We start from the raw sequence: 26,221 nt of genomic DNA on the forward strand, positions 1-26,221 counted from the left end.
GGGCGTCGTCGGCGCGGCGGTGCCGAGGATGGTCTCGCCGGCTCCATCGGCGACGAGCTCAGTGCCAATCCCCCCTCGGAGGCGGCCGAAGCCGTTGCTGATTTCGACGGCTCCGGCGGCGAGGCTGCGCCCTCGATCGCGCAGGAGCACGCCGTCGAGCCGGCATTCGCCCAGCCGGAGCCCCGCGCCGAGGCACAGGCCGAAGCACCGGCCCAGCCCGAGCCGGCCGCTGTCGCGGTCGAGGAAGAGCCCGCCGACGACAAGGCCGCGCGACGCCGTTCCACCGTCCGCGAAAAGGTGAGCTTCCTGCTCAACAGTCAGCCCGAGCCCGCAGCACCTCTTGCGCAGGCGACCGAACCGGTGGTCGCGCCGGAGCCCGCGCCGGAAGTGGCCGGAGAAACGCCGGCCGCGCCGCGTCGCGCCGGCTGGTGGTCGCGACGCTTCGGCGGCGGCGAGTAAAACGAACAATCGCGTTGAAACCGCCCGGCCAAGCCGGGCGGTTTTGATTTGGCGAGGTCATTCGAATGCAGAGCGCGATCATTCTCGGCGGCGGCATGGTGGGCGTGGGCGCCGCGCTGCATCTGCGACGGCGCGGCTGGTCGGTCACGCTCGTCGATCGCAGGGAGCCCGGCCGCGAGACCAGCTACGGCAATGCCGGAATGATCCAGGCGGAGGCCGTCCGCCCCTATCCGATGCCCCGCGATCTTGCCACGCTCCTGAAGATCGCGACCGGCCGCACCAATGACGTGCGCTACAGCCTGTCGTCGCTTCACCGCCATGTCGAGCCGCTGCTGCGCTACTGGTGGCATTCGGCTCCGAAACGGCACCGCGACGCGATCGAGGCGTGGGCCCGCCTGATCGCCTGCGCAACGGGCGAACACGATAGTCTCATTCGTGAAGCCCACGCCGACAATCTCATCCGCCGCGCCGGCTATCGCGCGCTGTATCGCGATCGCGCGTCGCTGGACCTCGCGCTGCAGGCGGCGGAGCAGGACCGGCGCGAGTTCGGCGTGAATTTTCGCGCGCTCTCCGGCGGCGAACTGGCCAAGGCCGAACCGATCCTGCGCGACGATCTTCCCGGCGCGATTCATTGGCTGGATACGTGGACGGTGTCCGATCCCGGTGCCCTCGTCACCGCCTATGCCGGCCTGTTCGAGCGCCTGGGCGGCACCATCCTGCGCGGCGACGCGGAGACGCTGCAGCAGACCGCGACCGGCTGGTCGGTCGAAACCGACGGCGGACGCATCGATGCCGCGGCTGCGGTCGTGACGCTCGGGCCATGGTCGCCCGATCTCCTCCACAAGTTCGGCTATCGCATTCCGCTCGTGCGCAAGCGCGGCTATCACATGCACTACAGCGGCGGTTCTTCACTCGATCTGCCGCTGGTCGACAAGGGCGGCGGCTACGCGATGGGTCCGATGGCGAAGGGCATCCGCATCACGACAGGCGCGGAGCTGACGGGTCCGGACGCGCTCGCAACGCCGGTGCAACTCGCCAGCGCCGAGGCCTCCGCGCGCGGGTTGATCGACCTCGGCCGGCGCGCCGAACCGGAGCCGTGGTTCGGCACCCGCCCCTGCACGCCCGACATGGTGCCGGTGCTCGGTCAGGCGCCGCATCACCGTGGCCTCTGGATGAACTTCGGCCACGGCCACCAGGGCTTCACGCTTGGTCCCGCAACCGGGCGCCTGCTGGCGGAAATGATGAGCGGCGAAACGCCCGCGATCGACCCCACGCCGTATCGGCCCGATCGCTTCTAGAACCGTTCCGTTCCGATCGAACCGGGACGAGGCTCCCGATTTTCAGTCCGCGGCCCTCGCCGCGAGCACCGCGAGCGCGGCCGACAGGCGCATCAGCGGATCATCCCATTCGCGTGGCCTGCGCTGGCGGAACAGCCGCATGGTCGGATACCAGGGGCTGTCCTCGCGATCGCGCAGCCAGCGCCAGTCGAGCGCGTAAGGCGTGAGCATCCACACGGGACGGCCGAGCGCACCGGCAAGATGCGCAACCGACGTATCGACGGCAATGACGAGATCGAGCGCGGCAACCGCCGCCGCCGTGTCGGAGAAATCGCCAAGCGTGGGCGCAAGATCGATGATGTCGTCGCCGAGCGCCGCAAGCACCGGGCCATCCTCCGGACGCGGCTCCTTCTGCAGGCTGTAGAACTGCACGCCCGGCATCACGAGGCGCGGCAACACGGCCTCGGCCGACAGCGAGCGCTGCCGGTCGCCCTTGTGCTTGGGATTGCCGGCCCAGACCACGCCCACCTTGAGCTGCTTCACGCCAGCGAGCGCGGCGCGCCAGCGCGCCACCTTGGCGGGATCTGCCTCGAGATAGGGAACGTCGGCTGGAATGTTATGGAGCGTGGTGCCGAACAGGCGCGGCAGGCTCATCAGCGGCAGTTGCAGGTCGAACGGCGGCAGCGGCACGCCGCGCGCGACCACGGTGACCCCGGGCAGCGTCCGCAGCAGCGAGGCCAACGCCGGCTGTACCTGCAGGATGATCGTCCCGCCCCTTGCGGTCACCATCGGCAGATAGCGCACGAAATGCAGGGCGTCGCCGAGCCCGTATTCGGCGAACAGCAGCAGCGTGCGGCCGTCCAGCGGCTCGCCCTGCCATTCCGGCTCGCTGAATGTCGGATCGCCGTCGGACAGCATCTTGCACTGGCGCCGCCACCGATACGTCTCGAACCCGTTGGGGAAGTCGCCGTTCATCAGCAGGAAATGCGCATGGTTGTACTGCGCGAGCGGCTGCTCCGGATCGAGCGCGACGGCGCGGTGCGAGACGGCCAGCGCCTCGTCGATCTCGCCGGCGTTGCGCAGCGCCACGGCGAGATTGGCGTGGCCCTTGGCATAGCCGGGATCGGCGGCCACCGCACGGCGATGAGCAGCGACCGCTTCGTCGACGCGCTCCAGCTTCTCGAAGACGATGCCGAGATTGGTGTGGGCCGGCGCGTGATCCGGCTTCAGTCTCAGGGCTTGCCGGCAGCATGCGATGGCATCGTCGAGCGCGCCGAGTTCGGAGAGACAGGCGCCGAGATTGCTTGCGATCACATGATCGTCCGGATCGCGCGCACATGTCCGCCGGTAGATTGCGGCGGCCTCGTCCAGACGACCGGCTTCGTGCAGGATGAGGCCCAGCAGGCGCAGCGCCGCGACATTGCCGGGCTCACGCGCGAGCACGCCGCGATAGGCGGCGGCAGCCTCGTCGAGCCGTCCCTGGCGATAGAGCACGGCGCCGAGATTGCCCAAGAGCCCCGGATCGTCCGGACTGTCCTCCAGCGCCCGCCGATAGGCCGCCTCCGCCTCGTCGAGCCTTCCCTGGTCCGCAAGAACATTGCCGAGATTGAGCAGGGCACCGCGATAGGCCGGCTCCCTCGCGATGACGGCACGATAGGCTTCCTCGGCTTCGGCCAGCCGCCCCTGCTCCGCCAGCAGGACGGCGAGGTTGAAGCAGGCCCGCGTCAGGTGCGCGTCGAGCGCGAGCGCGCGGCGGTAGGCCGCCTCCGCCTCATCGAAGCGGTCGAGTTCGCCGAGCGCTACGCCGAGCTTGTTGTGCACGCCGGCATCGTCAGGACGCGACGCCAGCGCGCGCCGGAACGCCGCGACGGCGCCCTCCCGCTCGCCCTTCACCGCGAGGGCATCGCCAAGCGTGACCAGCGCCGGTGCATGATCGGGAGCGATCTCGAAGATGCGGCCGAGCAGTGCGGCACCATCGCTCGCGCGGTCGGTGACGAAGGCTGCGACGGCGGCAAGGTGCAGCGCCGGGACATGGTGCGGCTGCGCCTTCAGCACCTCCGTGCAGAGCGCATCCGCCTGGTCCGGCCGCCCCGCCGCGAAATGCTCGGCCGCCTGCAATACAATCCGATCGACCGCCGCCCTGCCCACGATGCCGCCCGCCCCTTCGACGTGAATGATGCGGGTTAAACGCGCGAGACGGCGAATTCCGTCAGTCGTCGCGTTCGGTGAGCAGTTTCCGGATGCGGTCGGCATCGGCCGGCGTGGCCGGATTGTAGACGATCATGCTGAGGTCGGAGCGGCCCTCCACGTTGAAGCTCGAATATTCGAACGACATCGTGCCGTGAACGGGGTGCCGCAGCCGCTTGGTGCCGTCGCCATGATGGCGCACGTCGTTGTCGCGCCAGAGCGCCGCGAATTCCGGGCTGGTCCGGCACAACTCGTCGACGAAATCGGCGACATGCGAAACGGCGCCTGCGCGCGCGGCATCGGCCCGGAACGCGGCCACCACGAAGCGGGCGACGCTGTCCCAATCGTGTTGCGCGGCGCGCACGCGCGGATCGCAGAAGATGAAGCGCAGGATATTGCGCTGGCCCGGCGGGATCGCGCCGTAATCGGTGAGCACGGCGCTGGCCGCCCGATTCCAGGCAACGACGTCCCAGGTCGCGGTCCGCACCAGGGCCGGGCTGAATTCGAGGGCATCGAGTACCCGCTGCAGCCGCGGCGAGACGCCTTCGCTGGCCTGATAGCTCACCGCGGGCGGCCGACCCAGCCCGATCAGGAACAGGTGCTCGCGCTCGACGTCGGTCAGCATCAGGGCGCGCGCGATGCGGTCGAGCACGTCGGCTGACGGTGCCCCACCCCGGCCCTGTTCGAGCCAGGTGTACCAGGTCGGGCTGATATTGGCGCGCTGCGCGACCTCCTCGCGGCGTAGCCCGGGCGTGCGCCTGCGGCTCCCGGCCAGGCCGAAGGCGGCGGCATCGAGCCGGGTGCGGCGGTCCTTGAGGTAGGCCCCCAGGAGGTTCTCGCTGGCGAGGGTTTCGCTCATCCTGTTAGCTATTATACCCTGATAATATCACTACTTTACCGGGATAAATCTAGCGCAGATGGTGCTCTCCACCAACCCCCTCCGCCAATTCCCTGGAGATCGCTCATGCGTGTATTCGTCACCGGCGCCACCGGCTTCGTCGGCTCCGCCGTCGTTCGGGACCTGATCGCCGCCGGCCACAGCGTCACCGGCCTTGCCCGGACCGAGGCCGGCGCGGCCGCCCTCGCCGCGATGGGCGCCGCGGTCCATCACGGCTCGCTGGAGGATCACGCATCCTTGCGCAGCGGCGCGGCCGCCTCCGACGGCGTGCTGCACCTGGCGTTCAACCACGACTTCTCGAAATTCGCCGACAATTGCGAGCTGGACCGCCGCGCCATCCTGGCACTCGGCGAGGAACTCGCCGGCTCCGAGCGCCCGCTCATCGTCACCTCCGGCGTCGCGCTGCTCGCGCCGGGACGGCTCGCGACCGAGGACGATGCGGCGGCCCGCCACTTCCCCCGCGTCTCGGAAGCCACCGCCGAAGACCTCATGGAGCGCGGCATCCGCGCCGGCATCGTGCGGCTGCCGCCCACGACCCACGGCGAAGGCGACCATGGTTTCGTGCCGCGCCTGATCGAGATCGCGCGCGAGAAAGGCGCGGCGGCCTATATCGGCGATGGCGGCAACCGCTGGCCCGCCGCGCATCGCGTCGACGCGGCGCGCGTCTACCGCCTGGCACTGGAGCAAGGCGCATCCGCGCGGCGCTATCACGCGATCGCCGAGGAAGGCGTGCCCTTCAAGGCGATTGCCGAAGTGATCGGCCGGCGGCTCGGCGTGCCCACCGTCTCGAAGACGCCGGCGGAAGCCGAGCAGCATTTCGGCTGGCTGGCGCGATTTGCGGCCGTCGACGTTCCGACATCGAGCGCGAAGACGCGCGCGGGTCTCGGTTGGGAACCCAAAGAAAAAGGGCTGATCGAGGATCTCGACCAGCCCTGTTACTTCAATATCTGACGGCCACTCGGGGCGCCACCCGCAGCCTGCAGGTCAATCCGTCGTCAGCGCCGTCTCCATGTCGGTCGGATCGATCTGCCGGCTCAGCCGCGCGTTGAGCTTGTCGCGATCGAGCTCGCCCTCCCACCAGGCGACGATCACGCAGGCAACGCCGTTGCCGCAGAGATTGGTCAGCGCGCGGCATTCGCTCATGAACTTGTCGATGCCGAGCACGATCGCCATGCCCGGCACGAGCCGCGGATCGACCACGGCCAGCGTCGCCGCCAGCGTGATGAAGCCCGCGCCGGTGATGCCGGAGGCGCCCTTCGAGGTCAGCATCGCCACGACCAGGATCGTGAGCTGCTGGCTGAAGGTGAGGTCGTAGCCGAGCGCCTGCGCGATGAACAGGGTCGCCAGCGTCATGTAGATGTTGGTGCCGTCGAGGTTGAACGAATAGCCGGTGGGCACGACGAGGCCGACCACCGATTTGGAGCAGCCGAGCCGTTCCAGCTTCTCCATCAACGAGGGCAGCGCGCTCTCGGAGGACGAGGTGCCGAGCACGATCAGCAGTTCGTCCTTGATGTAGGCGAGGAAGCGGAAGATCGAGAATCCCGCGAGCCGCGCGATGATTCCGAGCACGACGAGGACGAACAGGCCGGCGGTCAGGTAGAACGTCGCGATCAGCCCGATCAGGTTGAGGATCGCCCCCGTGCCGAACTTGCCGATGGTGTAGGCCATCGCGCCGAACGCGCCGATCGGCGCCGCGCGCATCACGATCGAGATGACGCCGAACACGGCATGGGCCGCATCGTCGATGAAGTTGCGGATCACATGGCCGCGCTCACCGAGCCCCATGATGGCGAAGCCGAACAGCACCGAGAACAACAGCACCTGCAGGATCTCGCCCTGCGCGAAGGCGCCGACCACGGTGTCGGGAATGATGTGCAGGATGAAGTCGACCGACTTCTGCGCTTCGGCCTGCTTGGCGTAGCTGGCGACGGCCTGCGCGTTGGCCGCGGCATTGCCGAATCCGGCGCCCGGCTTCACGACATTGCCGACGATCAGGCCGATGACGAGGGCGAAGGTCGAGACGACCTCGAAATAGACCAGCGCCTTGACGCCGATGCGCCCCACCTTCTTGGCATCCTGGATGTGTGAGATGCCGGAGACCACGGTGCAGAAGATGATCGGTGCGATCACCATCTTGATCAGCTTGATGAAGCCGTCGCCGAGGGCCTTGATCCAGTCGTTGGTGGCGATCGACGGCCACAGCCAGCCGACGATGGCGCCGAGCACGATGGCGATCAGCACCTGGACATAGAGGACTTTATACCACGGCTTGGCGGCGCTCGGCGCGATGGGCGCCTGCGTCATCGTTGTCGTTGTCATGCGTTTCACTCCCCCCTGAAAACCGTGGGCCAGCCAAGATCAACTTGGCCGGCCCTGTCAATTGGAACTGATCGTAGTCGGGCGCTTACCCGCGGCGATCGACGATGCGGCGCACTGCCGGCATCAGCGTCGCGCCGAGCGCATTCTTCACCAGCGAGGCCGCGATGAACGGCACGATGCCGACCTGCAGGGCCTTCGACACGCCAAGGCCGAGACCGAAGGCCAGCCAGCCGAAGCCGGCCGCGAGAATCACGATGTGGCCGACGGCCATCGCCGCGAACAGCAGCGCCACGCTGCGATCCCAGCCGCGCTCGGCCAGCCAGCCGGTGACGAAGGCGGCCGCGATGAAGCCGAACAAATACCCGGCGGTCGGGCCGACCAGCGGTGCGATGCCGCCGACCGGACCGGCGAACACCGGCAATCCCATCGCGCCCTCGGCGAGATAGGCGATCATGGTCGCGCTGCCGAGCCGCCAGCCATAGGCGGCGCCGATCATCAGCACGACCAGCGTCTGCAGCGTCATGGGCACGTAGGGCAGCGGCAGGTTCACCTTGGCCGACAGCGTCATCAGGGCGGTGCCGAGCGCAACCAGCACGACGGCGCGCAGCGCGCCGACGGTTTCACCCGGGCGGGTCGGCCACACCAGGGCGGCGAGAGGAGAATGCGAGGAGACGTTGGACGAGACGGGCTGGTCAGACAAGTTAAACTCCGGAAGGCTGTCGAAAGCTGGTGCGGTTATTTAAGCCACTCAGCGATCCGGTCAACTGCCTCCCGCATCTCCGCTGCCGAACGCGCATAGGAGAACCGGATGAAGGAACTGCCGCGAATGGGATCGAAGTCGAGGCCGGGCGTCGCCGCGACGCCGGCCTTCTCCAGCATCTGCTTGGCGAAGTCGAAACTGTCGGCGGTGAAATCCGAAACGTCGGCATAGAGGTAGAATGCCCCGTCGGCGGGCAGGAAGCGGGTCAGCCCGGCCCGCGGCAATCCTTCGATCAGGATGCGGCGGTTCTCCTGATAGCCGTGCTTGATCTCCTCCATCTCGGCCGCGCCGTCGAAGGCCGCCTCGGCCGCGATCTGCGACAGCGCCGGCACCGAGATCAGAAGGTTCTGCTGCAGCCGCTCGATCGGACGCACCAGAATCTCGGGCACGACCACCCAGCCGATGCGCCAGCCGGTCATGCAGAAATACTTCGAGAACGAGTTGATCACCAGCGCATGATCCGACAGCGCCGCCGCGGTCACCGCCGGAAACGCATAGTCGAGCCCGTGATAGATCTCGTCGGAGATGAAGCGGATACCGGCGTCCTCCGCGGCCAGGATCAGGCCCGACAGCGCCTCCCTGGACATCATCGTCCCCGTCGGATTGGCGGGGCTGCCGACCAGCACGCCCTTCAGCGGCGCCCTGCGATGGGCGGCAAGCAATGCCTCGCCGGTGAGCGCATGGCGCGTCTCGCTGGTGGTCTCGATCAGCACCGGCTCGCAGCCGAGCGCGGTCAGGATGTGGCGGTAAGGCGGATAGCCCGGCACCGTCACGGCCACGCGGTCGCCGGGCTCGAACATCGACAGGAAGGCCAGAATGAAGCCGCCGGAGGAGCCCGTGGTCACCACCACCCGCTCGGGACTGATGCTGCAGCCATAGGCATCGCGATAGTGCCGCGCGATCCGCTCGCGCAGGCTGGGGATCCCGAGCGCGGACGTATAGTCGATGCGACCCGCCTCCAGCGCCGCATGGGCGGCCGCAATCGCGGTCCGCGGCGCGCCGGCCGAGGGCTGGCCGACCTCCATGTGGATGACGTGACCGCCGGCCGCCTCGATTCGGGCCGCCGCGGCCATCACGTCCATCACCATGAACGGGGGAACATCGCTGCGGCGCGACGGCTCGAGCCACTGCGCCGCCCGGTTCCTCAATGTCGCATCGTGCATCGATTTCTGCTATTTCGCTGGCTGCCGCGACCATCCGGTCCGGCAAAACGGGGCGCTTGCGCCCCAGACTGGCCGCATTATACGGCTCATAAGGGCATATCGCGTATCCGGTCCGCCGCCAATCGCCAAAACCAATCACGAAACTGCTTCGCAAGACTGCTTGACCCAGACCGCTTGATGTTGCTCCAGAACGCATTGCGCAAGAAGGCCTCCGCCCTGACCGCCCTCGTGACCGCGGCGGCGCTGGCCTTATCGCCGGTCCCGGCCCTGGCGCAACAGAAGGGGCCGCCGGTCCTGCGCGACACCGAGACCGAGCAGCTGCTGCGCGAATACACGCGCCCGATCCTGCGCGTCGCCGGCCTGGAGAAGCAGAACATCCAGATGGTGATCATCAACGACGGCTCGTTCAACGCGTTCGTCGCGGATGGCCGCCGCATCTTCGTCAATTACGGCGCGATCCTCCAGTCCGAGACGCCGAACCAGTTGATCGGCGTGCTCGCGCACGAAACCGGGCATCTGGCGGGCGGCCATCTCGCCAAGCTGCGCGAACAGCTCGCCACCGCTCAGACCCAGATGATCATCGCCATGCTGCTCGGCGCCGGCGCGATCGCCGCGGGCAGCGCCCGTGGCTCGAACCCGGGCAACAACGGCCTTGCCAATGCCGGCGCGGCCGCGATCGCCGGGCCGCAGGAGATGATCCGGCGCACGCTGCTGTCCTACCAGCGCCAGCAGGAGGAAAACGCCGACCGCGCCGGCGTGAAATTTCTGACAGCGAGCCAGCAGTCGCCGAAGGGCATGTACGAGACCTTCAAGCGCTTCACCAGCGAGGCCCTGTTCGCCTCGCGCGGCGCCGATCCCTACCTGCAGTCGCATCCGATGCCCGCCGAGCGCGTCGCCGCGCTCCAGGAGTTCGCCCGCACCAGCCCCTATTGGGACAAGAAGGACGATCCCGCGCTCCAGCTCCGCCACGACATGGTCCGCGCCAAGATCTCGGCCTTCATGGAACGGCCGGAGACCGTGTACCGCCGTTATCCGCAGACCAATGACAGCATGCCCGCGCGCTACGCCCGGGCGATCAGCACTTATCTGCACGGGGACCTGCGCAGCGCCCTCGCCCAGATCGACGGCCTGATCCAGGCGCAGCCGAGCAACCCGTACTTCTACGAGGTGCGTGGCCAGGCGCTTCTGGAAAGCGGCAAGGCGGCGGAGGCGATCCCTGCCCTGCGCAAGGCGGTGCAGCTTTCCAACAACGCACCGCTCATCGAGATGTTACTTGGGCAGGCTCTGGTTGGAACCGATAATAAGGCCTACACGGACGAGGCCGTTCGGATCCTCCGTGCCGCGGTGGCGCGGGAACCCGAGGCGCCGCTCGGCTATACCCAGCTCGCGATGGCCTATGGGCGGAAGGGAGACTATGCCGAGGCCGATCTGGCGTCGGCCCAGGCCGCGTATCTGCGCGGCGACAACAAGACCGCACGCGAGCTGGCGACGCGCGCGAAAACCCGTTTCGCCGTCGGCACCCCCGGTTGGGTCAAGGCCGACGACATCGTGGCGGCGAAGCCGCCGCGCAACTGACCACCGAACCTGACACGCAACGTCGCGACACCGAGTTCTGAAGTCCATCGGGACGTTTTCCCAAACCTGCTTTCGAAAGAGGATTTGCCAATGCCTTTGCTGCGCTCGCTCGTTCCCGCGCTGTTTGCGCTCGCCATCTTCGGCGCAACGGGCCCGGCTTCGGCCGACAGCTTCTCCGATGCCCAGCGCACCGACATCGAGGCCATCATCAAGAACTATCTCGTCACCCATCCCGAGGTGCTCGAGGAGGCCATGACCGAGCTCAGCAAGCGTCAGGCAGCCGCCGAAGCGCAGAAGCACGAGGCGAGCATCACGCAGAACGCCGACGCGATCTTCAACTCGCCGCGTCAGGTCGTGCTCGGCAACAAGGACGGCGACGTCACCTTCGTCGAGTTCTTCGACTACAATTGCGGTTACTGCAAACGCGCGATGGGCGACATGCTCGACCTCATGAAGAGCGATCCGAAGCTGAAGGTCGTCCTGAAGGAGTTTCCGGTGCTGAGCCAGGGCTCGGTCGAGGCGGCGCAGGTCGCGGTCGCCGTGCGCATGCAGGACCCCACCGGCAAGAAGTATCTCGACTTCCACCAGAAGCTCCTCGGCGGCCGTGGTCCCGCCGACAAGGCGCGCGCGCTTCAGGCGGCCAAGGAAGCCGGCCTCGACGTCGCGAAGATCGAAAAGGACGTCGCAAGCCCCGAGGTGCGCGCCACCATCGAGGAGAACTTCAAGCTCGCCGAGGCGATGGGCATGAACGGCACGCCGAGCTACGTCATCGGCAAGCAGATCGTGGTCGGCGCCGTCGGCCTCGATGGCCTCAAGGAGAAGATCGGCCTCGCCCGCTGCGGCAAGGCGACCTGCTGATCGCGCGACAGCCAAAGCGCACCTGCAACGAGGCCGGCGTCACAGCCGGCCTTTTTGCTTTTGATGCAGCGAATTCAGGCGCAATCGGGCTCTCTCCGTTCATCCGGCGTTCAAGAAACAAATGCGGCGGAACCCCGCATGTTCAGGAACAACTCAAATCTCCTTTCGTTGTTCGCGCGGGCAATGAACGCGAATGAACACGTGAGGAGAACTCGATGTCTAACCGCTTTATGATCTCGGTTGCCGCGCTCGCACTCGTCGCAGGCACCGGACTGGCGAACGCACAGGGCGCGATGAACCGCGAGAGCGGCGGCGGCGCCGGCGCGCAGCAGATGCAGCATGCACAGCCTTCAGGCGGCGGCGCCGAGCGCGGCGCGATGGACCGGGAAGGTGCCGGCAAGGGCACCGTCGGCCAGGCCGGCGGCGCCAGCGGCATGAAGTCCGATCGCGCCGAGGACAAGTCTTCGGGTGCGATGAAGGACGAGCGTCCCGGCGGCGCGATGAACAAGACTGCGGCCGAGGACAAGGCCGGCGCGACCAAGTCGGGCGCCAAGGACATGAAGGCTGAGGACAACAAGGCCGGCGCCGCGAACAAGAACAACGCCGAGAACCGTCCGGCGGGCGGCACGTCGACCGACATGAAGGCCGAGGGCCGCAATTCGACCTCGACGACGGTCGGCCAGGCCGGCGCCGGAGCCAAGCTCTCGACCGAGCAGCGGACCCAGATCACGACCGTGATCCGGGATGAGCGTGTGGCCCCCGTGACCAACGTGAATTTCTCGATTTCGATCGGCACCCGCGTTCCGCGCGACGGGATCGAGTTTCACGCCCTTCCGGCCCGGGTCGTCACGATCTATCCGGAATGGCGCGACTACCGCTACATCCTGGTCCGCGATGAAATCGTGATCATCGATCCGAACACCTACGAGATCGTGGCCGTCCTGAACGTCTAGGGCCGACCGACCTCGACTTGCCAGGGGGCGGGCAGCAATGCCCGCCCCTTCGCAATTGGCCCGAAGCCATCCTTCGGACTGGTTAACAAGCAATTTCCGTAGTTTCCACACAGGTTTTTGCACACTGGATGAGGCTCTTGAAGCCGCCCGGGAGGTCCTCGAGGCTTCCCCTTCAGCGCTTTGTTACCTATAACCCCGCCACGCCGAAGCACCCGCCGGGATAGGAATGGCCGAACCAGCTACCGACACGATCCTCGTTCTGAACGGGCCGAACCTCAACATGTTGGGGACGCGCGAGCCCGAGAAGTACGGTCATGCGACGCTGGCCGACGTCGAGACGCTGTGCCGGGAGACTGCGGCCCAGTTCGGCCTGAAGGCCGACTGCCGGCAGTCCAATCGCGAGGGCGAGCTGATCGACTTCATCCACGAGGCCCATGCCCGCAAGATGAAGGGTATCGTCATCAACGCCGGCGGCTATTCGCATACCTCGATCGCTCTGCACGACGCGCTGCTCGCGGCGCAGATTCCGACGGTCGAGGTGCATGTGACCAACATCCACGCCCGCGAGAGTTTCCGTCATCACTCCTACACCGCGCGTGCGGCCTTCGCTTCGCTTTGCGGGTTCGGCATCGAGGGCTACCGTCTCGCGATCCTCGGCCTCGCCACCAAGCTCGGGCTCAAGCCCAAGGCCTGACGCCTCATCATCAAACAGAACATTCGGATCAGACATCATGGCGCGCCAGCCAGACGACAAAGCAGCCGCAAAATTTTCCAGCGACGACTCCGCGCTCATCCGCGAGCTCGCCTTGCTGCTGGATGAGACCAGCCTCACCGAGATCGAGATCGAACGGGCCGGCCTCCGCCTGCGCGTCGCCCGCAACATCAGCGTTGCCGCGACCATGCCCGTGCCGATCGCGGCGGCTTCCGCGCCGATCGCTGTCTCGGCCGCCGCGCCCGCGACGGCCGCGGCCGACATATCGAAGCACCCGGGCGCCGTGAGCTCGCCGATGGTCGGCACCGCCTATTGGGCGCCGGAGCCCGGCGCCAAGCCGTTCATCGAGGTCGGCAGCAAGGTCTCGGTCGGCCAGACGCTGCTGATCATCGAAGCGATGAAGACGATGAACCAGATTCCCTCGCCGCGTGCCGGTACGGTGACCCAGATTCTGGTCGAAGACGGCCAGCCGGTCGAGTTCGGCGAACCGCTCGTTATCATTGAATAAGCGAGTAGCGACCGGCGAACAGCGAATGGCCTCCGTCTTGCCGTTCGCAACTCGCCCCTCCCTATTCGCCCGCTGAGGCGCCATGTTCGACAAGATCCTCATAGCCAATCGCGGCGAGATCGCCCTTCGCATCCTGCGGGCCTGCAAGGAGCTCGGGATTGCGACCGTCGCCGTCCACTCCACCGCGGACGCCGACGCCATGCATGTCCGGCTCTCGGACGAGAGCGTGTGCATCGGACCGCCGCCGTCCAAGGACAGCTACCTCAACGTTCCCGCGCTGCTCGCGGCCTGCGAGATCACCGGCGCCGACGCCGTGCATCCCGGCTACGGCTTCCTGTCCGAGAACGCGCGCTTCGCCGAGATCCTGTCCGAGCACAATCTGCATTTCATCGGACCGAAGGCCGAACATATCCGCCTGATGGGCGACAAGATCGAGGCCAAGAAGACCGCCAAGCGGCTCGGCATTCCCGTGGTGCCCGGCTCGGACGGCGCGGTCGGCCCGAACGACGACGCGATGGCGATCGCTAAGCAGATCGGCTTCCCCGTGCTGGTGAAGGCCGCTGCCGGCGGCGGCGGGCGCGGCATGAAGGTCGCGCACAGCGAGGCAGACCTGCAGCTGGCGCTGTCGACGGCCGCCAACGAAGCCAAATCCGCCTTCGGCGACGCCTCGGTCTACCTGGAAAAATACCTCCAGAAGCCGCGCCACATCGAGATCCAGATCCTCGGCGACGGTCGCGGCGGCGCGATCCATCTCGGCGAGCGCGACTGCTCGCTGCAGCGCCGCCACCAGAAGGTCTGGGAAGAAGGCCCCTCGCCCGTGCTCGCCGCCGCGGCGCGTGCGAAGATCGGCGAGACCTGCGCCAAGGCGATGCGCGAGATGAAATATCTCGGCGTCGGCACCATCGAATTCCTCTTCGAGGACGGCGAGTTCTACTTCATCGAGATGAACACCCGCATCCAGGTGGAGCATCCCGTCACCGAAAGCATCACCGACATCGACCTCGTGCTGGAGCAGATCCGCATCGCCGCCGGCGGCGATCTGCCGGCGAAGCAGGACGAGATCCAGATCATCGGCCACGCCATCGAATGCCGGATCAATGCGGAAAACCCGCAGACCTTCCGGCCGTCGCCCGGCCGCATCTCGCAATATCACCCGCCTGGCGGGCTCGGCGTGCGCATCGATTCCGCGGTCTACCAGGGCTACGTGATCCCGCCTTATTACGACTCCCTCGTCGGCAAGCTGATCGTCCACGGCAAGACCCGCGGCGAGTGCCTGATGCGGCTGCGCCGGGCGCTCGACGAGATGGTGGTCGACGGTATCGAGACCACGCTTCCGCTGTTCCGGGCGCTGGTGCGGGAGCCCGCCATCATCGACGGCGATTACCACATCCACTGGCTGGAGCAGTATCTGGCCGGTCAGGCCGAGACGGCTGCAAAATAATCCCGCACCCGCATGGAACCCTTTGGTCCCAATCGCGTTCTGAACGGTTGGGGCCGGTTCCAAGGGGGCATTTTGATCTCCGCTAGAAATTGTAAGGCTAAACCATCGTGACGGCTGACGCACAGCGGCGGCGCACGGTGATGCAAATCCTGCTGCTCTCGGCGGGATTCGTCGTGCTGGTCGCGATCAGCGTGAGCTCGGTCCTGCTGATCAACAAGTCCCGAGGGGACAACGCCTGGGTCGTCCACACGGTCGAGGCCGAAGGCCAGATCGCCAATCTGTTGCTGGAGGTCCGCCGCGCCGAGAGCGCGACCCGGGCCTATCTGCTGTCCTCCGCCCCGCAATACCTTGCCGAGTACCAGTCGGCCGTCACCGGGATCCTGCCGGCGCTCGATCGACTGGCCGATTTGACCCACGACAATCCGATCCAGGTCGAAAACACCACGAAGCTGCGCAAGGCGATCGAACAGCGCCTGTCGGAATTCTCCCGCGGCGTCGATCGCGTCAAGAACAACGACGTCTCGACGAGTATCACGGTGCTGCGCGACGGCTCCTCGATGAGCGCCATCGAGACGATCGCGACGATCGGGCGCGACATGCGCGCGGAAGAGGATCGCCTGTTCAGGCAGCGGACCGAGACCGCCGACCGGACCCAGCTGCTCGCCTCCTCCGTGACCATCGCCGGCTCGGGGATGGTCCTGGCCCTCGCCTTCGGATCGGTCCTGCTGGTGCGCCAGTCGTCGCGCGCCCGCGACCGGGCCGAAACGCGCCTGCGCGACGCCAACCTCAACCTGGAGGCAACGGTCGACGAACGTACGGCGGACCTACGCGAGGCCAATGAGGAGATCCAGCGCTTCGCCTATATCGTCAGCCACGACCTGCGCTCGCCGCTCGTCAACATCATGGGCTTCACCAGCGAGCTCGAAGAGCTCGGGGGCGACATTTTCCGGCGGATCGGCGGCCTGACCCAGGCTTCGTCCGAGACCCCGACGCCGGCCGGCGGCGAGATCCCGCTCGAAGGCCCCGACAAGCAGCTTTCGGCGGATTTTTCCGAGGCGCTCGGCTTCATCAAATCCTCGATCGCCAAGATGGACCGCCTGATCTCGGCCATCCTCAACCTCACCCGCGAGGGGCGCCGCGAGTTCCAGCCGGAGCGGATCGACACCCGCGAACTGATCGAAAACATCGTGTCGACGCTGGCGCACCAGGCCGCCGAGGCGAAGGCCGAAATCCACGTCGAACCGCTGCCGAATCTGGTCAGCGACCGCCTTGCGCTCGAGCAGATCTTCTCCAATCTGATCGACAACGGAATTAAGTATCTGAAGAGCGGCGTTCCCGGGGAGATCAGAATCCGGGGGCGGACCCGGCTCGGATACGCTATCTTCGAGATCAGCGATAACGGCCGCGGCATCGATCCGAAGGATCACCAGCGGATTTTCGACCTGTTCCGCCGTGCGGGAACCCAGGACAGGCCCGGTCAGGGCATCGGCTTGGCGCATGTGCGTGCATTTGTACGTCGCCTCGGCGGCACGATGTCGGTATCGTCGGAACTGAATGCGGGCAGCACGTTCACGATCACGCTGCCCATTAACTGGAACGCCAGCAACCGGAACGCCGACCAATGACACTGCCCGTCACCATCATCATGATCGAGGACGACGAGGGACACGCCCGGTTGATCGAGCGCAACATCCGTCGATCCGGCGTCAACAACGAGATCGTCTCGTTCGCCAACGGCACCGATGCGATGAAGCATCTGTTCGGCGCCGACGGCAGCGGCCTCGTCCAGAAGGGCAACGCCCTGCTGATCCTGCTCGACCTCAATCTGCCGGACATGACCGGGATCGATATCCTGAAGCAGATCAAGGAAAACAAGTATCTCAAGGCCTCGCCCGTGGTGGTGCTGACCACCACCGACGACTCCCAGGAAATCAAGCGCTGCTACGAGCTCGGCTGCAACGTCTACATCACCAAGCCCGTCAACTACGAGAATTTCGCCAACGCCATCCGGCAGCTCGGCCTGTTCTTCTCGGTCATCCAGGTCCCGCCCGCCGCCACATGAGTCAGCGAACGCCAACACTGCTTTACATCGACGACGACGGTGCACTGGCGCGCCTGGTCGACCGCGGCCTGACGCGCCGCGGCTACACCGTCGTCCACGCCGCGAGCGGCGAGGAAGGCCTCGATCGGATCCGCCGCGCCGGCGCGGAGGGCGGCATCGACGTCGTGGCGCTCGACCAGTACATGCCGGGTCTCGACGGGCTCGAGACGCTCGAGCAGATCATGGCGATCCCGGACGCGCCGCCCGTGGTGTTCGTCACCGCATCCCAGGATTCCAGCATCGCGGTGACCGCGCTCAAGGCAGGCGCGGCCGACTATCTGGTCAAGGACGTCAAGGGCGACTTCATCCCGCTGCTGCATGTCGCTGCCGAAGGCGCGCTGCGTCAGGCGGAATTGCAGCGGGCGCGCGACGAGGCGGAAGCCGAGATCCACGCCTCGCGCGACCGCTACGCCGCGCTGGCCGCCGAGCGCGAGCTGCTGTTGCGCGAGGTCAACCACCGCGTCGGCAATTCACTCCAGATCATCGCCTCGCTCCTGCACCTGCAGGCGAACTCCGCCCGGCAGGACGAGGTCAAGGCCGCCCTGACCAATGCGATGGGCCGCGTCGCCGCCGTCGCGCAGGTGCACCGCCGCCTCTACACCTCGCAGGATCTGAAGAGCGTCAACCTGAGCCAGTATCTGGATTCGCTGCTCGAGGACCTGCGCCGCTCGGCCGAAGGCAACCGGATGTCGCGCCTGACGCTGAAAGCCGAGCCGATCGAGATCGATCCGGACCGCGCGGTCGCCGTCGGCATCATCGTCAACGAGCTGGTGATGAACGCGGTGAAGTACGCCTATCCCGACGGCGCCGGCCCGATCCATGTCGAGCTGACCTCGCATGACGACGATCTCGTCCTGTCCATCGCCGATGACGGCGTCGGCGCGAACGCCAAGGTCGATCCGCGCTCCACCGGCATGGGCCAGCGCATCGTCGCGGCGATGGCCGCCAAGCTCGACGCCTCCGTCGAGCGCGATCCCGCCCACAGCGGAACCCGGGTCGTGCTGAAGTTCCATCGCGTGGCCGCGGTGCATGGCAAGGCGAACATCGGCGCGGCGGGCTGATCCGCACCGGCCGGCCCCGCCCATCGCAAGCATATCGCGTTCCTGCTATTGTAACGGGCCATGACTTCGCGCGATTCCGCCTCGTCTGAGATCACGCCGGCCGTGCTGCTACGCGCTTACGCCTGCGGCATCTTTCCGATGGCCGAGAGCGCGGACGACCCCACCCTGTTCTGGGTCGAGCCGGAGATGCGGGGCGTGATTCCGCTCGAAGGATTCCGCGTCGCCTCGCGGCTCGCGCGCACCGTGCGCTCGGACGTCTTTCGCGTCACCGTCAACACCGCGTTCAAGGCGACCATCGCCGGCTGCGCCGCGCCGCAGGCCGGGCGCGAGGACACCTGGATCAACAAGCGCATCCGCGACCTCTATGGCGGCCTCTACGAGCTCGGCCATTGCCACAGCGTCGAGGCCTGGCAGGGCGACGACCTCGTCGGCGGGCTCTATGGCGTGAGCCTCGGGCGCGCGTTCTTCGGCGAGAGCATGTTCCACACCGCGCGCGACGCCTCGAAGGTCGCGCTGGTGCATCTGGTCGCGCGACTGATCGACGGCGGCTTCGAACTGCTCGACACGCAATACGTCACCGACCATCTGCGAAGCTTCGGCGCGGTCGAGATCGCGCGGCGGCGCTACACCGCCCTGCTCGACAGGGCGCTTGCCGGCGAACCCGCCGATTTCCTCAGGCTCTCCGCGGGCGAGGCCGTTCCGGGCGCGCGCGCGCTCGAGATCATCGCCTCGCGGCAATAGGGCCTAGCGGCCGAATCCGGGGATACCGAACAGGCCCGGCTGCTGCTGTGGCGGCGGCGGAGGTGGCGGAGCCGGTTGCTGCTGCATCGGCGGCAGAGGCTGCGGCGGACGCTGCTGCACCTGCTTGGGCGCGGCCTTCTTCTGTGCCGGTGGCGGCGGCGGAGTTGCGGGCTTGGTCGCGGGATCAGGCGCCGCCGTCGCAATGGTCTGCTGCGGCTCTTTGCAGTCGGTGAGCCAGATGTCGTAGATCGGATGCTCGACGCCGTGCAGGCCGGGGCTCGCCGCATACATCCAGCCCGAGAAGATCCGCTTCACCTCGCCCTGCAGCGTGATCTCGTCGACTTCGACGAAAGCATCGGTGTTGGCGGCCTCCGTCGCGGGTCGCGTGTAGCAGGCGTCGGTTTTGACGCGCAGCGCACCGAACTGCACGGTCTCGCCGATGTCCTCGTCGAAATTGATGATGCGCCCGGTGATCTTGTCGAGCCCGGAGAAGGTCGCCTTCTTGTTCACGATCTTCTGGGCCGGCGGCTCGGTCACGACCTCGTCGCCCGGCTGCAGGCTCGCGGGCGCCTGCGGGACGCCCTTCTGCTGCGGCTGGCGCTGGCCCGGCGCGGCCGGGTTCGCGCCCGGCTGGGGCGCGGCTTGCGGATTGGGCGGCGCAACCGCGACGGAGGGCGGCTGGTTCGGCGGAACGACGGTGCTGCCCGGCGGCGGCGCGAGCGGCTGGGTCTCGACCGGCCCCGGCATGATGTTACCCTGTTGCCGGTTCGGCATCGGGCGCGACGGCAGCACGCGGCCCTGCGGGGGCAGCTCGGGGACCTCTTCGTCGTCGTCCGGCATCTGCGGCTGCGGCTGCGGCTGGCCGCGCGGAATGCTGCCCGGCGGCCGCGGCGGCGGATCGGAGAAGATGGTGCCGATCTGCGCCTGCGCAGGCGTCGCCACCGTCAGCGCGGTGGCTGCCAGCAGCGCGGCAAGACCTGTCAGGGTGAGGGTTCGAAACATATCTCGCGCGGCTTCAACAGCGAATCGGGCTTGTTGCAACATTCTACAGGGGTACCGCCGCTCGCAAGCCATCGGGTTAACACGGCGAATACGGCGGGGAAAGGGCGGCCGTAGCTTGGTGGTGTCACGCGGCGTCACTAGCGATCACGAGCGCACTTAACTCATTGAGCTTGTTTTATTATCCCCAAGTTTAGACGATCATGAGCGATCATGAAGAAACACGCGCAGAGAGCAGTGGTGAACTCGGAAAGGTGAATGTCTAGCGTGGCGATTAACCAGCGAGGTCGCCAAAAGTGCACGCACCAAACCCCCATAGACCCCAGCCAGCAAGCCCCAAAAAAGGTCTCACCCTCAAAACCATTCAAGCCCTTGTCCAGGCCGCTCAGCCCGGCATGTGGGCGCACGAACGCGGGCTAAGCCTTGCGGTCGCCAAAAGCGGCTCAGCCTTCTGGGCCCTCCGCTATTCCACAGCAGACGGTCGGCGGCGACTGATGACCTTGCAGCCGTACGAGCCGATCGATGCAGCCGGGCTGAAGGCCCTCGAATGGCAGGCTGCGGAACTCCGCAAGCTGATCAAGGCAGGCCGCGACCCGTTGGCCGAACGCGACGCGGACGCCGCCGCGACCGCTACAGCGGTGACGACGGTCAACCGAATAGCCGTCGATACATTCGAGGAAATCGCCCGCGACTACATCGCCCAACATAAGGATGGTTGGAAAAATGCCAAACACCATCAGCAGTGGGAAAACACACTTGAAGCCTATGCATATCCAATCATCGGGAAGTTGCAGCCGCACGAGATCACGACCGACGACGTATTGAAGGTCTTGCGACAGGATCATGAACGCGCGGGAAAGAAAGGCACGCTTTGGGCAGGCGCACGTGAAACCGCATCCCGTCTCCGCATGAGAATTGAAACCGTGATCGGCGCTGCAAAGGCGAAAGGGATAACCAACCCTGACACGCGCGGAATTTGGATCAACCATCACAACCCGGCGCAATGGAAAGATCATCTTGAACATTGGCTGAACGGAAAACAGTCGAGAGGCCATTTCAACGCCATGGACTGGAAAGACACCCCGGCATTCATGGTCGAATTGCGCGAGAAACCTGACTACAGCGCAAAAGCATTGATGCTGACAATCCTCTGCGCGACGCGCACGAACGAAACGCTAAACGCTAAACGGACCGAATTCGATTTAGATAATGCAACGTGGACCATCCCCGCAGAACGCATGAAAGCGGGCGTTGAACACCGCGTCCCTTTGCCGGATGCCGCTGTTCAACTATTGCTTGCGCTGCCAACGATCGATGAAAACCCCTACGTGTTTCCCGGTATGAAGCATGGCAAGCCGCTAGGCCACGTGAGCATGTTGGAAATGCTATGCGGAATGCGCGAAGGCTTCACGGTACACGGCTTTAGATCAACGTTTCAAGATTGGGCGGAAGATACCACTCTGCATCCGGACGTAATCACCGATATGGCACTCGCGCACACCATCAAAAACAAGACCAAGCGAGCCTATCGCCGGGGCAATGCATTCGACCGTCGTCGCGATCTAATGCAACAATGGTGCGATTATCTCCTAACGGACGCACCAACATACAAAGCGAAATGGGAAAAGCTGATCGCCTGAAAGCTGATTGTGCATAATCCCCGGAAGAAGCCCGTTCGCGGGCTTTTTCTTTTTGAGCGAATATGAGATTCTATGTTTGCCGTTGATCGGATGACAGCGGCGCTTCGGGCCGGATGGCTCACGATAGAAGAGAAAGCTGCACCTAAGGGCAGATGCCCGCAGCCCCTCCCCCCGTCAAAATCAAGATAGAGAAAGACCATTGTCATGTCTCACGACACGACAATTTTGACCATCGACCAAGTTTGCCAGCGCCTCACGATTTCAGCACCTACGCTCCGCCGCTATGCAAAGGCTGGCGGCGACTTCCCACCTAAAATCCAGCTAGGTCCGCGCCGCGTTGGCTATCTCGCTAGCGACGTTGAGAAGTACATCAAAAGCCGACGTGATGGTACACAGAGCGCCGCTTGACCGTTGCCGGTCAGTCGATCTGGTGAGCAGCCGAACTTCCACAAATCATTTCAACGAACACGGCGGAGCGAGCCTCCGCCCTACTCCAAAAAGAAAGCCCGGCGCGCTGTGACGAGCAAGCCGGGCTGATAGACGAAAGTGATAACGATGCCGGATATAGCGCAGCCCGTTGCGGCGCGCAACGTTGATCGTGCTCTGTGGCTAGCGTCACTCGGCCTACCAGTCTTCCCGCTAAATCCGGCAACCAAACGGCCCTTTGCCAACACCGACGTTGCGGCTGCTATAGGACGGCCGGAACCGCCCCAGGGCGCGGGCGGACTAAAATTCGCGACAACAGACGGGGCAACAATTACGGCATTGTGGAGGCGCTGGCAGGACGCATTGATAGGCGTTCGAACGGGCCAAGCATCAGGCCTGTATGTGCTCGACGTAGATCAAAAAAACGGAAAGAACGGCTTTGCGACGATCAACGCGAACAATTGGGGGATTCCTCATACGGTCGCGATGCAAACTCCATCCGGGGGCGCGCACTACTACTTTCGAATTCCGAACGGCGATCAACGCCGATGGAAAACCGACAGCGATAGACTTGGATCGGGTTTAGATCGGCGCGGCGATGACGGATATGTGGTTTGGTACGGCGCGGATTTATCGCAACCGCTGGCGCATCCGCCATCATGGATGACACTCGATATTCAGAATGGATTATCGCCGCGCGGTGATCGAAAGCCGTTGGGCACCGATAGAGCACCAAACTATGACGCTGCGGTCAAAGCGCTATATTCGATCGAGCCGAATGAACTGAATTATGACGAATGGCGCAACGCTTCATGCGCCTATCGTCAATCCGCAACGGCGCTGGGTGTCGATGACGCAATGGTCCGGTTGACGTGGGACGGTTGGTGCATCCGATACAAAAAGAACAGCCATGCGGACAACGAAAAGCTATGGCGATCGATGGACAATGGGACCGAACTCGGTTGGTCCTATTTGCGCGGAAACGCGGCTCCCGAGATACAGGCCGAATTGATCTTTGGTCAGCCAGCGCCGCCTCCCCTCAATGGCGAAGTCGTTATGCCACTCGACGGCTACCAAAACATTATTGCAACGGCACCGGCGGAAGGTGGAAAGAGCACTTTAATTGAAACTGTGAAGTTACTTCACGGCACCGTCGCTCTTGCATTTGACGAATTCTCACAATCCATCGTCGCTACCACACCTTTGCCATGGGACCGCACCGGAGCATTCCCGCGACTATGGACCGAGATGGACACCATACATGCAATGCTTTTCGCAAATGCGCTGTTTAAGACGCCCGGCAAAGATACAGTGTTTGACGCTGTTAGCATAATTGCGAACCGACACAAGTTCCATCAGGTGCGTGACTATCTCGGAAGATTGCAATGGGACGGAGTTGAACGATTGCCGGGAATGCTGGCGGAGTATTTCGGCGCAGAACCGTCACTCTACGCTGCAAACATCGGCACCAAATTCATGATAGGTGCAGTTGCGCGGATCATGCATCCGGGCTGCCAATCCGATCATGTATTGGTTCTTGAAGGGTCGCAAGGCATTCAGAAATCAACCAGCTTTCGCATTCTAGCCGGTGACGATTGGTTCACTGATGAACTGCCTGACCTCCAATCGAAGGATGCAGCAATTCAGTTAGCCGGTAAGTGGATCATCGAAGTATCAGAACTTTCAGCATTGAAGCGTTCCGACGTTGAAACGACCAAAAAATTTATGTCACGTCGAATTGACCGATACCGTGCACCTTATGAGAAGATTGCGAGCGACCATGCGCGGCAGTGCGTATTTGTCGCAACAACCAACGATGAGGAATACTTAAAGGATCAGACGGGCAACCGTCGCTTTTGGCCGGTGAAGTGCAGCACCATCAACGTAACCTTGCTTCGCTCCGATCGTGATCAACTGTGGGCTGAGGCGTTCGTGCGCTTTAATCGGGGTGAAGCTTGGTGGTTGGACAGGATCGAAGAACAGATAGCCCGCGACGAACAAGAGGAACGCCGCGAAATCGATCCTTGGGAGAACCGCGTCTTGGGCATTGCCAACGCAATGAACGGCCTACCCGTCACCATTGAACACATAGCGATGATGATTGGAGTGCCATACAGCGCGCAAGGTACGGGAACGAACGCGCGCATTGCTCGAATTCTGAAACACGACGGCTTTGAGAAACGGCGGATTTGGGACGGAGTTCAGCGCGTTCGGACATTTGTAAAATTACGTAATTCGACTTCGTAAATTTATGGCAACGCTCTGGACCACATGCCCACATCGGACCAGTGGTCCGCCCTATATTGCTCCAATGCCATATTTCGGACGGGCTCCATAATTTTAAGATTGCGACGCATCTCTACAACCTATGTGGTCCAATGTGGTCTAGTGGACAAAGGATTCAAATTGCTCGCGATTTTGCTGCCCACATAGGAATTGGCGTGCGGTCCATGCGGGCCGCGACATCCATAATTATGGAAGCGGAGAACTGCTCCGCTGGGATCATCGTCCAAGCGCTTGAGATCGTTAGCGCCGATCATTGGGATCGGACTTCGTCTAACCAATCAGCTAGCCAACTAATCGAATTGCGACGGTCATGCTGTTGGTTCTCGCGATAAAACAATAAATTATTCCAATACGTTAGCTGCAATATCGCTGTTGAACAGGCTCGCGCGCAAAATATAGTTGGACGCGCTCAGGTGCGGCGCTTTTGCCGCGCGTCAAAAAGAAAGAATCAAGCCGATGCCTTCAATCACGCTTCGCGACACCGGTCGCGGCCACTTATTCGCCGTGACACATGAAAACGGCCAACACGCCAGCGCGCTGATCCCGATGGCTGCTCAAGGGTCGGCGCTCGCGGATATGATGACCCACCTCGTTATGTGTTCGCAGGCGTTCATTGATGACCATGCTGCGGCCAGCAAGAGATTTATCGGGGACGAGCTCGCTAACCAAGTGCGCGGCATTGCTGCAGGGCGGTTTTCGAGGGTCTACCCTGAGGCCGTGAAGATCGGCCGTAAAGAGAATCAGGACGTCGCTGCCGCGAAGGCCGCACTGTCGGCCGTCGATCCGGCAACCCCGGCCACTGCGGCGATCAGGGCGCGAGTTCTGGCGAAGTGGGATGCTGCCAACGAGGCTGGCGCGCGAGAGGCCATCGCGCTCGATAGGAACCTCCCATACGAAGCCACGGCCGCTCTGATCGAATCCGGTGTGTTGGCGTCGATGGACGAGCGGACGCGCAACACTGTGACCCAGCGCTACATGGAGCAGCGTTACGTCGCAACGACCGGATCGCAGTCACGGCATGAGATGCAACCGAGTTTGGACCAGCCACTCGCGAGCGGTCCCGACCGTGAAGCTGCCCGACGCGATGCCGCCGCCGCCATCGCTGGTTTGAATGCCCGATCGGAAACCTTAGCATTTGCCTCAGATGCGCTCCGAGGCATTGTCAACGTTGTGGCACTTGCAACCGATCAGACGCCCGCAAACGTCTATCAAAGCTTCACCGCTGGTAAAGCGGCGTGATCGTCACAACGGCCGGGCGACGACCAAAATCGCCCGGCCACAGTTTCATAAGAGGGACTTGCAATGACAAGCGATGACGATCGCCATCAAGGCGCGGCGATTTTGGACTATATGGCCGAAATGCTGACGCGGGACGGTGAGCTAGCTTCGGTGAAGGTTCACAGTGGTCATATGGCCGACTTGGTCGATTACATCCAGACCACAGATGATCACTACAGCGATGAACGCCACATTGGGCGGTTGCTCCTATTGCAGATGAACGAAATGGTCGCTGAACACGGTGATGAAACACCGCCGATCAATTTGCACTCTGTCCAAATGCGAGCGCTCCTTAAACTCGCGCCGATCACCGAGACTGCAAAACCTGCACCCGGCAAACACTTCTTTGGAATGCATGACGGTCGCATGCGCACAGGGGTGATTGTCGCAGCTATAGGAACCACTCATTACACCGTCAAATTTGATGATGTGGCGATCTTGCCGGTCGGCGAAATGTCGGCCTGGACGTTTGCCGACGCAGCGTATGAACGCAATTTGCTAGAGTTCCCCAGCCGGGGCGAGCCGAAATGAAGCGCGGTCGGCGCCCGCAATTTCCCTGCACCGTCGTGTTGCCAACCC

At 64.4% G+C, this 26,221-nt stretch carries 22 protein-coding genes and 2 pseudogenes; 18 read left to right on the forward strand and 6 right to left on the reverse strand.

Going from position 1 to position 26,221, the window contains the following annotated elements; genetic code table 11:
* Together QM712_RS30320 and QM712_RS30325 are read left to right on the forward strand one after the other, a co-directional pair.
* A pseudogene (locus QM712_RS30320) lies at positions 1-459 on the forward strand (ribonuclease E/G); the annotation flags it as partial.
* Between the two features lie 65 nt (positions 460-524).
* Positions 525-1,757 carry an NAD(P)/FAD-dependent oxidoreductase gene (locus QM712_RS30325; RefSeq protein ID WP_415026825.1) on the forward strand — a complete coding sequence of 411 codons (1,233 nt, stop codon included), beginning with the start codon at positions 525-527 and terminating at the stop codon, positions 1,755-1,757.
* A gap of 42 nt (positions 1,758-1,799) precedes the next feature.
* Here the strand turns inward: QM712_RS30325 and QM712_RS30330 are convergent, their stop codons facing one another.
* Positions 1,800-3,884: a tetratricopeptide repeat protein gene (locus QM712_RS30330; protein ID WP_415026826.1), complete on the reverse strand. Its 2,085-nt coding sequence runs from the start codon at positions 3,882-3,884 to the stop codon at positions 1,800-1,802.
* Between the two features lie 61 nt (positions 3,885-3,945).
* Positions 3,946-4,782: a helix-turn-helix transcriptional regulator gene (locus tag QM712_RS30335; protein WP_415026827.1), complete on the reverse strand. Its 837-nt coding sequence runs from the start codon at positions 4,780-4,782 to the stop codon at positions 3,946-3,948.
* Between the two features lie 105 nt (positions 4,783-4,887).
* On the opposite strand from QM712_RS30335, the gene QM712_RS30340 reads away from it, so the two are divergent.
* Positions 4,888-5,772: an SDR family oxidoreductase gene (locus QM712_RS30340; protein WP_415026828.1), complete on the forward strand. Its 885-nt coding sequence runs from the start codon at positions 4,888-4,890 to the stop codon at positions 5,770-5,772.
* A gap of 33 nt (positions 5,773-5,805) precedes the next feature.
* Here QM712_RS30340 and QM712_RS30345 read toward each other — a convergent pair whose 3' ends face one another.
* The 3 genes from QM712_RS30345 to QM712_RS30355 all read right to left on the reverse strand — a co-directional run bounded on the left by QM712_RS30345 (position 5,806) and on the right by QM712_RS30355 (position 9,063).
* Complete coding sequence (locus tag QM712_RS30345) at positions 5,806-7,140, reverse strand: dicarboxylate/amino acid:cation symporter (protein ID WP_415026829.1); 1,335 nt, start codon at positions 7,138-7,140, stop codon at positions 5,806-5,808.
* An 85-nt stretch (positions 7,141-7,225) separates the two neighbouring features.
* A complete protein-coding gene (locus QM712_RS30350; RefSeq protein ID WP_415026859.1) occupies positions 7,226-7,783 on the reverse strand; it encodes a biotin transporter BioY in 558 nt (185 codons plus the stop codon).
* Positions 7,784-7,875: 92 nt separating this feature from the next.
* Positions 7,876-9,063, reverse strand: coding sequence for a pyridoxal phosphate-dependent aminotransferase (locus QM712_RS30355; protein ID WP_415026830.1), 1,188 nt, complete (start codon positions 9,061-9,063; stop codon positions 7,876-7,878).
* A 177-nt stretch (positions 9,064-9,240) separates the two neighbouring features.
* Here QM712_RS30355 and QM712_RS30360 point away from each other — a divergent pair, with 177 nt between their 5' ends.
* The 10 genes from QM712_RS30360 (at position 9,241) to aat (ending at position 19,013) form a co-directional block, all read left to right on the forward strand.
* Positions 9,241-10,638 (forward strand): M48 family metalloprotease, encoded by a 1,398-nt coding sequence (locus QM712_RS30360; RefSeq protein ID WP_415026831.1) that lies wholly within the window; start codon positions 9,241-9,243, stop codon positions 10,636-10,638.
* Between the two features lie 90 nt (positions 10,639-10,728).
* Positions 10,729-11,496 carry a DsbA family protein gene (locus QM712_RS30365; RefSeq protein ID WP_415026832.1) on the forward strand — a complete coding sequence of 256 codons (768 nt, stop codon included), beginning with the start codon at positions 10,729-10,731 and terminating at the stop codon, positions 11,494-11,496.
* 215 nt (positions 11,497-11,711) lie between these two features.
* Positions 11,712-12,449: a DUF1236 domain-containing protein gene (locus QM712_RS30370; RefSeq protein WP_415026833.1), complete on the forward strand. Its 738-nt coding sequence runs from the start codon at positions 11,712-11,714 to the stop codon at positions 12,447-12,449.
* Between the two features lie 226 nt (positions 12,450-12,675).
* On the forward strand, positions 12,676-13,143 hold the full coding sequence (aroQ, locus tag QM712_RS30375; RefSeq protein WP_415026834.1) for a type II 3-dehydroquinate dehydratase: 468 nt from the start codon (positions 12,676-12,678) through the stop codon (positions 13,141-13,143).
* 37 nt (positions 13,144-13,180) lie between these two features.
* The gene (gene accB, locus QM712_RS30380) at positions 13,181-13,669 is read left to right on the forward strand and encodes an acetyl-CoA carboxylase biotin carboxyl carrier protein (protein ID WP_415026835.1); all 489 of its coding nucleotides are present in this window, start codon (positions 13,181-13,183) and stop codon (positions 13,667-13,669) included.
* Positions 13,670-13,751: 82 nt separating this feature from the next.
* On the forward strand, positions 13,752-15,110 hold the full coding sequence (gene accC / locus QM712_RS30385; protein WP_415026836.1) for an acetyl-CoA carboxylase biotin carboxylase subunit: 1,359 nt from the start codon (positions 13,752-13,754) through the stop codon (positions 15,108-15,110).
* Positions 15,111-15,217: 107 nt separating this feature from the next.
* The gene (locus QM712_RS30390) at positions 15,218-16,735 is read left to right on the forward strand and encodes a sensor histidine kinase (RefSeq protein ID WP_415026837.1); all 1,518 of its coding nucleotides are present in this window, start codon (positions 15,218-15,220) and stop codon (positions 16,733-16,735) included.
* Positions 16,732-17,172 carry a response regulator gene (locus QM712_RS30395; protein WP_415026838.1) on the forward strand — a complete coding sequence of 147 codons (441 nt, stop codon included), beginning with the start codon at positions 16,732-16,734 and terminating at the stop codon, positions 17,170-17,172. Before QM712_RS30390 ends, QM712_RS30395 begins: the two co-directional genes overlap by 4 nt.
* A complete protein-coding gene (locus QM712_RS30400; RefSeq protein ID WP_415026839.1) occupies positions 17,169-18,272 on the forward strand; it encodes a sensor histidine kinase in 1,104 nt (367 codons plus the stop codon). The genes QM712_RS30395 and QM712_RS30400 overlap by 4 nt, the downstream gene beginning before the upstream one ends.
* Before the next feature lie 60 nt (positions 18,273-18,332).
* Complete coding sequence (gene aat / locus QM712_RS30405; protein ID WP_415026840.1) at positions 18,333-19,013, forward strand: leucyl/phenylalanyl-tRNA--protein transferase; 681 nt, start codon at positions 18,333-18,335, stop codon at positions 19,011-19,013.
* Positions 19,014-19,016: 3 nt separating this feature from the next.
* Here the strand turns inward: aat and QM712_RS30410 are convergent.
* A pseudogene (locus tag QM712_RS30410) lies at positions 19,017-20,098 on the reverse strand (DUF2155 domain-containing protein).
* 210 nt (positions 20,099-20,308) lie between these two features.
* Here QM712_RS30410 and QM712_RS30415 point away from each other — a divergent pair.
* The 5 genes from QM712_RS30415 to QM712_RS30435 all read left to right on the forward strand — a co-directional run bounded on the left by QM712_RS30415 (position 20,309) and on the right by QM712_RS30435 (position 26,173).
* Positions 20,309-21,652: a tyrosine-type recombinase/integrase gene (locus tag QM712_RS30415; protein ID WP_415026841.1), complete on the forward strand. Its 1,344-nt coding sequence runs from the start codon at positions 20,309-20,311 to the stop codon at positions 21,650-21,652.
* 204 nt (positions 21,653-21,856) lie between these two features.
* Positions 21,857-22,060: a helix-turn-helix transcriptional regulator gene (locus QM712_RS30420; RefSeq protein WP_415026842.1), complete on the forward strand. Its 204-nt coding sequence runs from the start codon at positions 21,857-21,859 to the stop codon at positions 22,058-22,060.
* 147 nt (positions 22,061-22,207) lie between these two features.
* On the forward strand, positions 22,208-24,325 hold the full coding sequence (locus tag QM712_RS30425) for a VapE domain-containing protein (protein WP_415026843.1): 2,118 nt from the start codon (positions 22,208-22,210) through the stop codon (positions 24,323-24,325).
* A gap of 438 nt (positions 24,326-24,763) precedes the next feature.
* Positions 24,764-25,603 carry a hypothetical protein gene (locus QM712_RS30430; RefSeq protein WP_415026844.1) on the forward strand — a complete coding sequence of 280 codons (840 nt, stop codon included), beginning with the start codon at positions 24,764-24,766 and terminating at the stop codon, positions 25,601-25,603.
* Positions 25,604-25,666: 63 nt separating this feature from the next.
* Positions 25,667-26,173 carry a hypothetical protein gene (locus QM712_RS30435; RefSeq protein WP_415026845.1) on the forward strand — a complete coding sequence of 169 codons (507 nt, stop codon included), beginning with the start codon at positions 25,667-25,669 and terminating at the stop codon, positions 26,171-26,173.
* The last annotated feature ends 48 nt before the right edge of the window (positions 26,174-26,221 follow it).

The sequence above is a fragment of the Bradyrhizobium sp. genome (genome assembly GCF_047605465.1).
In the GTDB taxonomy this organism is placed as follows: Bacteria; Pseudomonadota; Alphaproteobacteria; order Rhizobiales; family Xanthobacteraceae; genus Bradyrhizobium.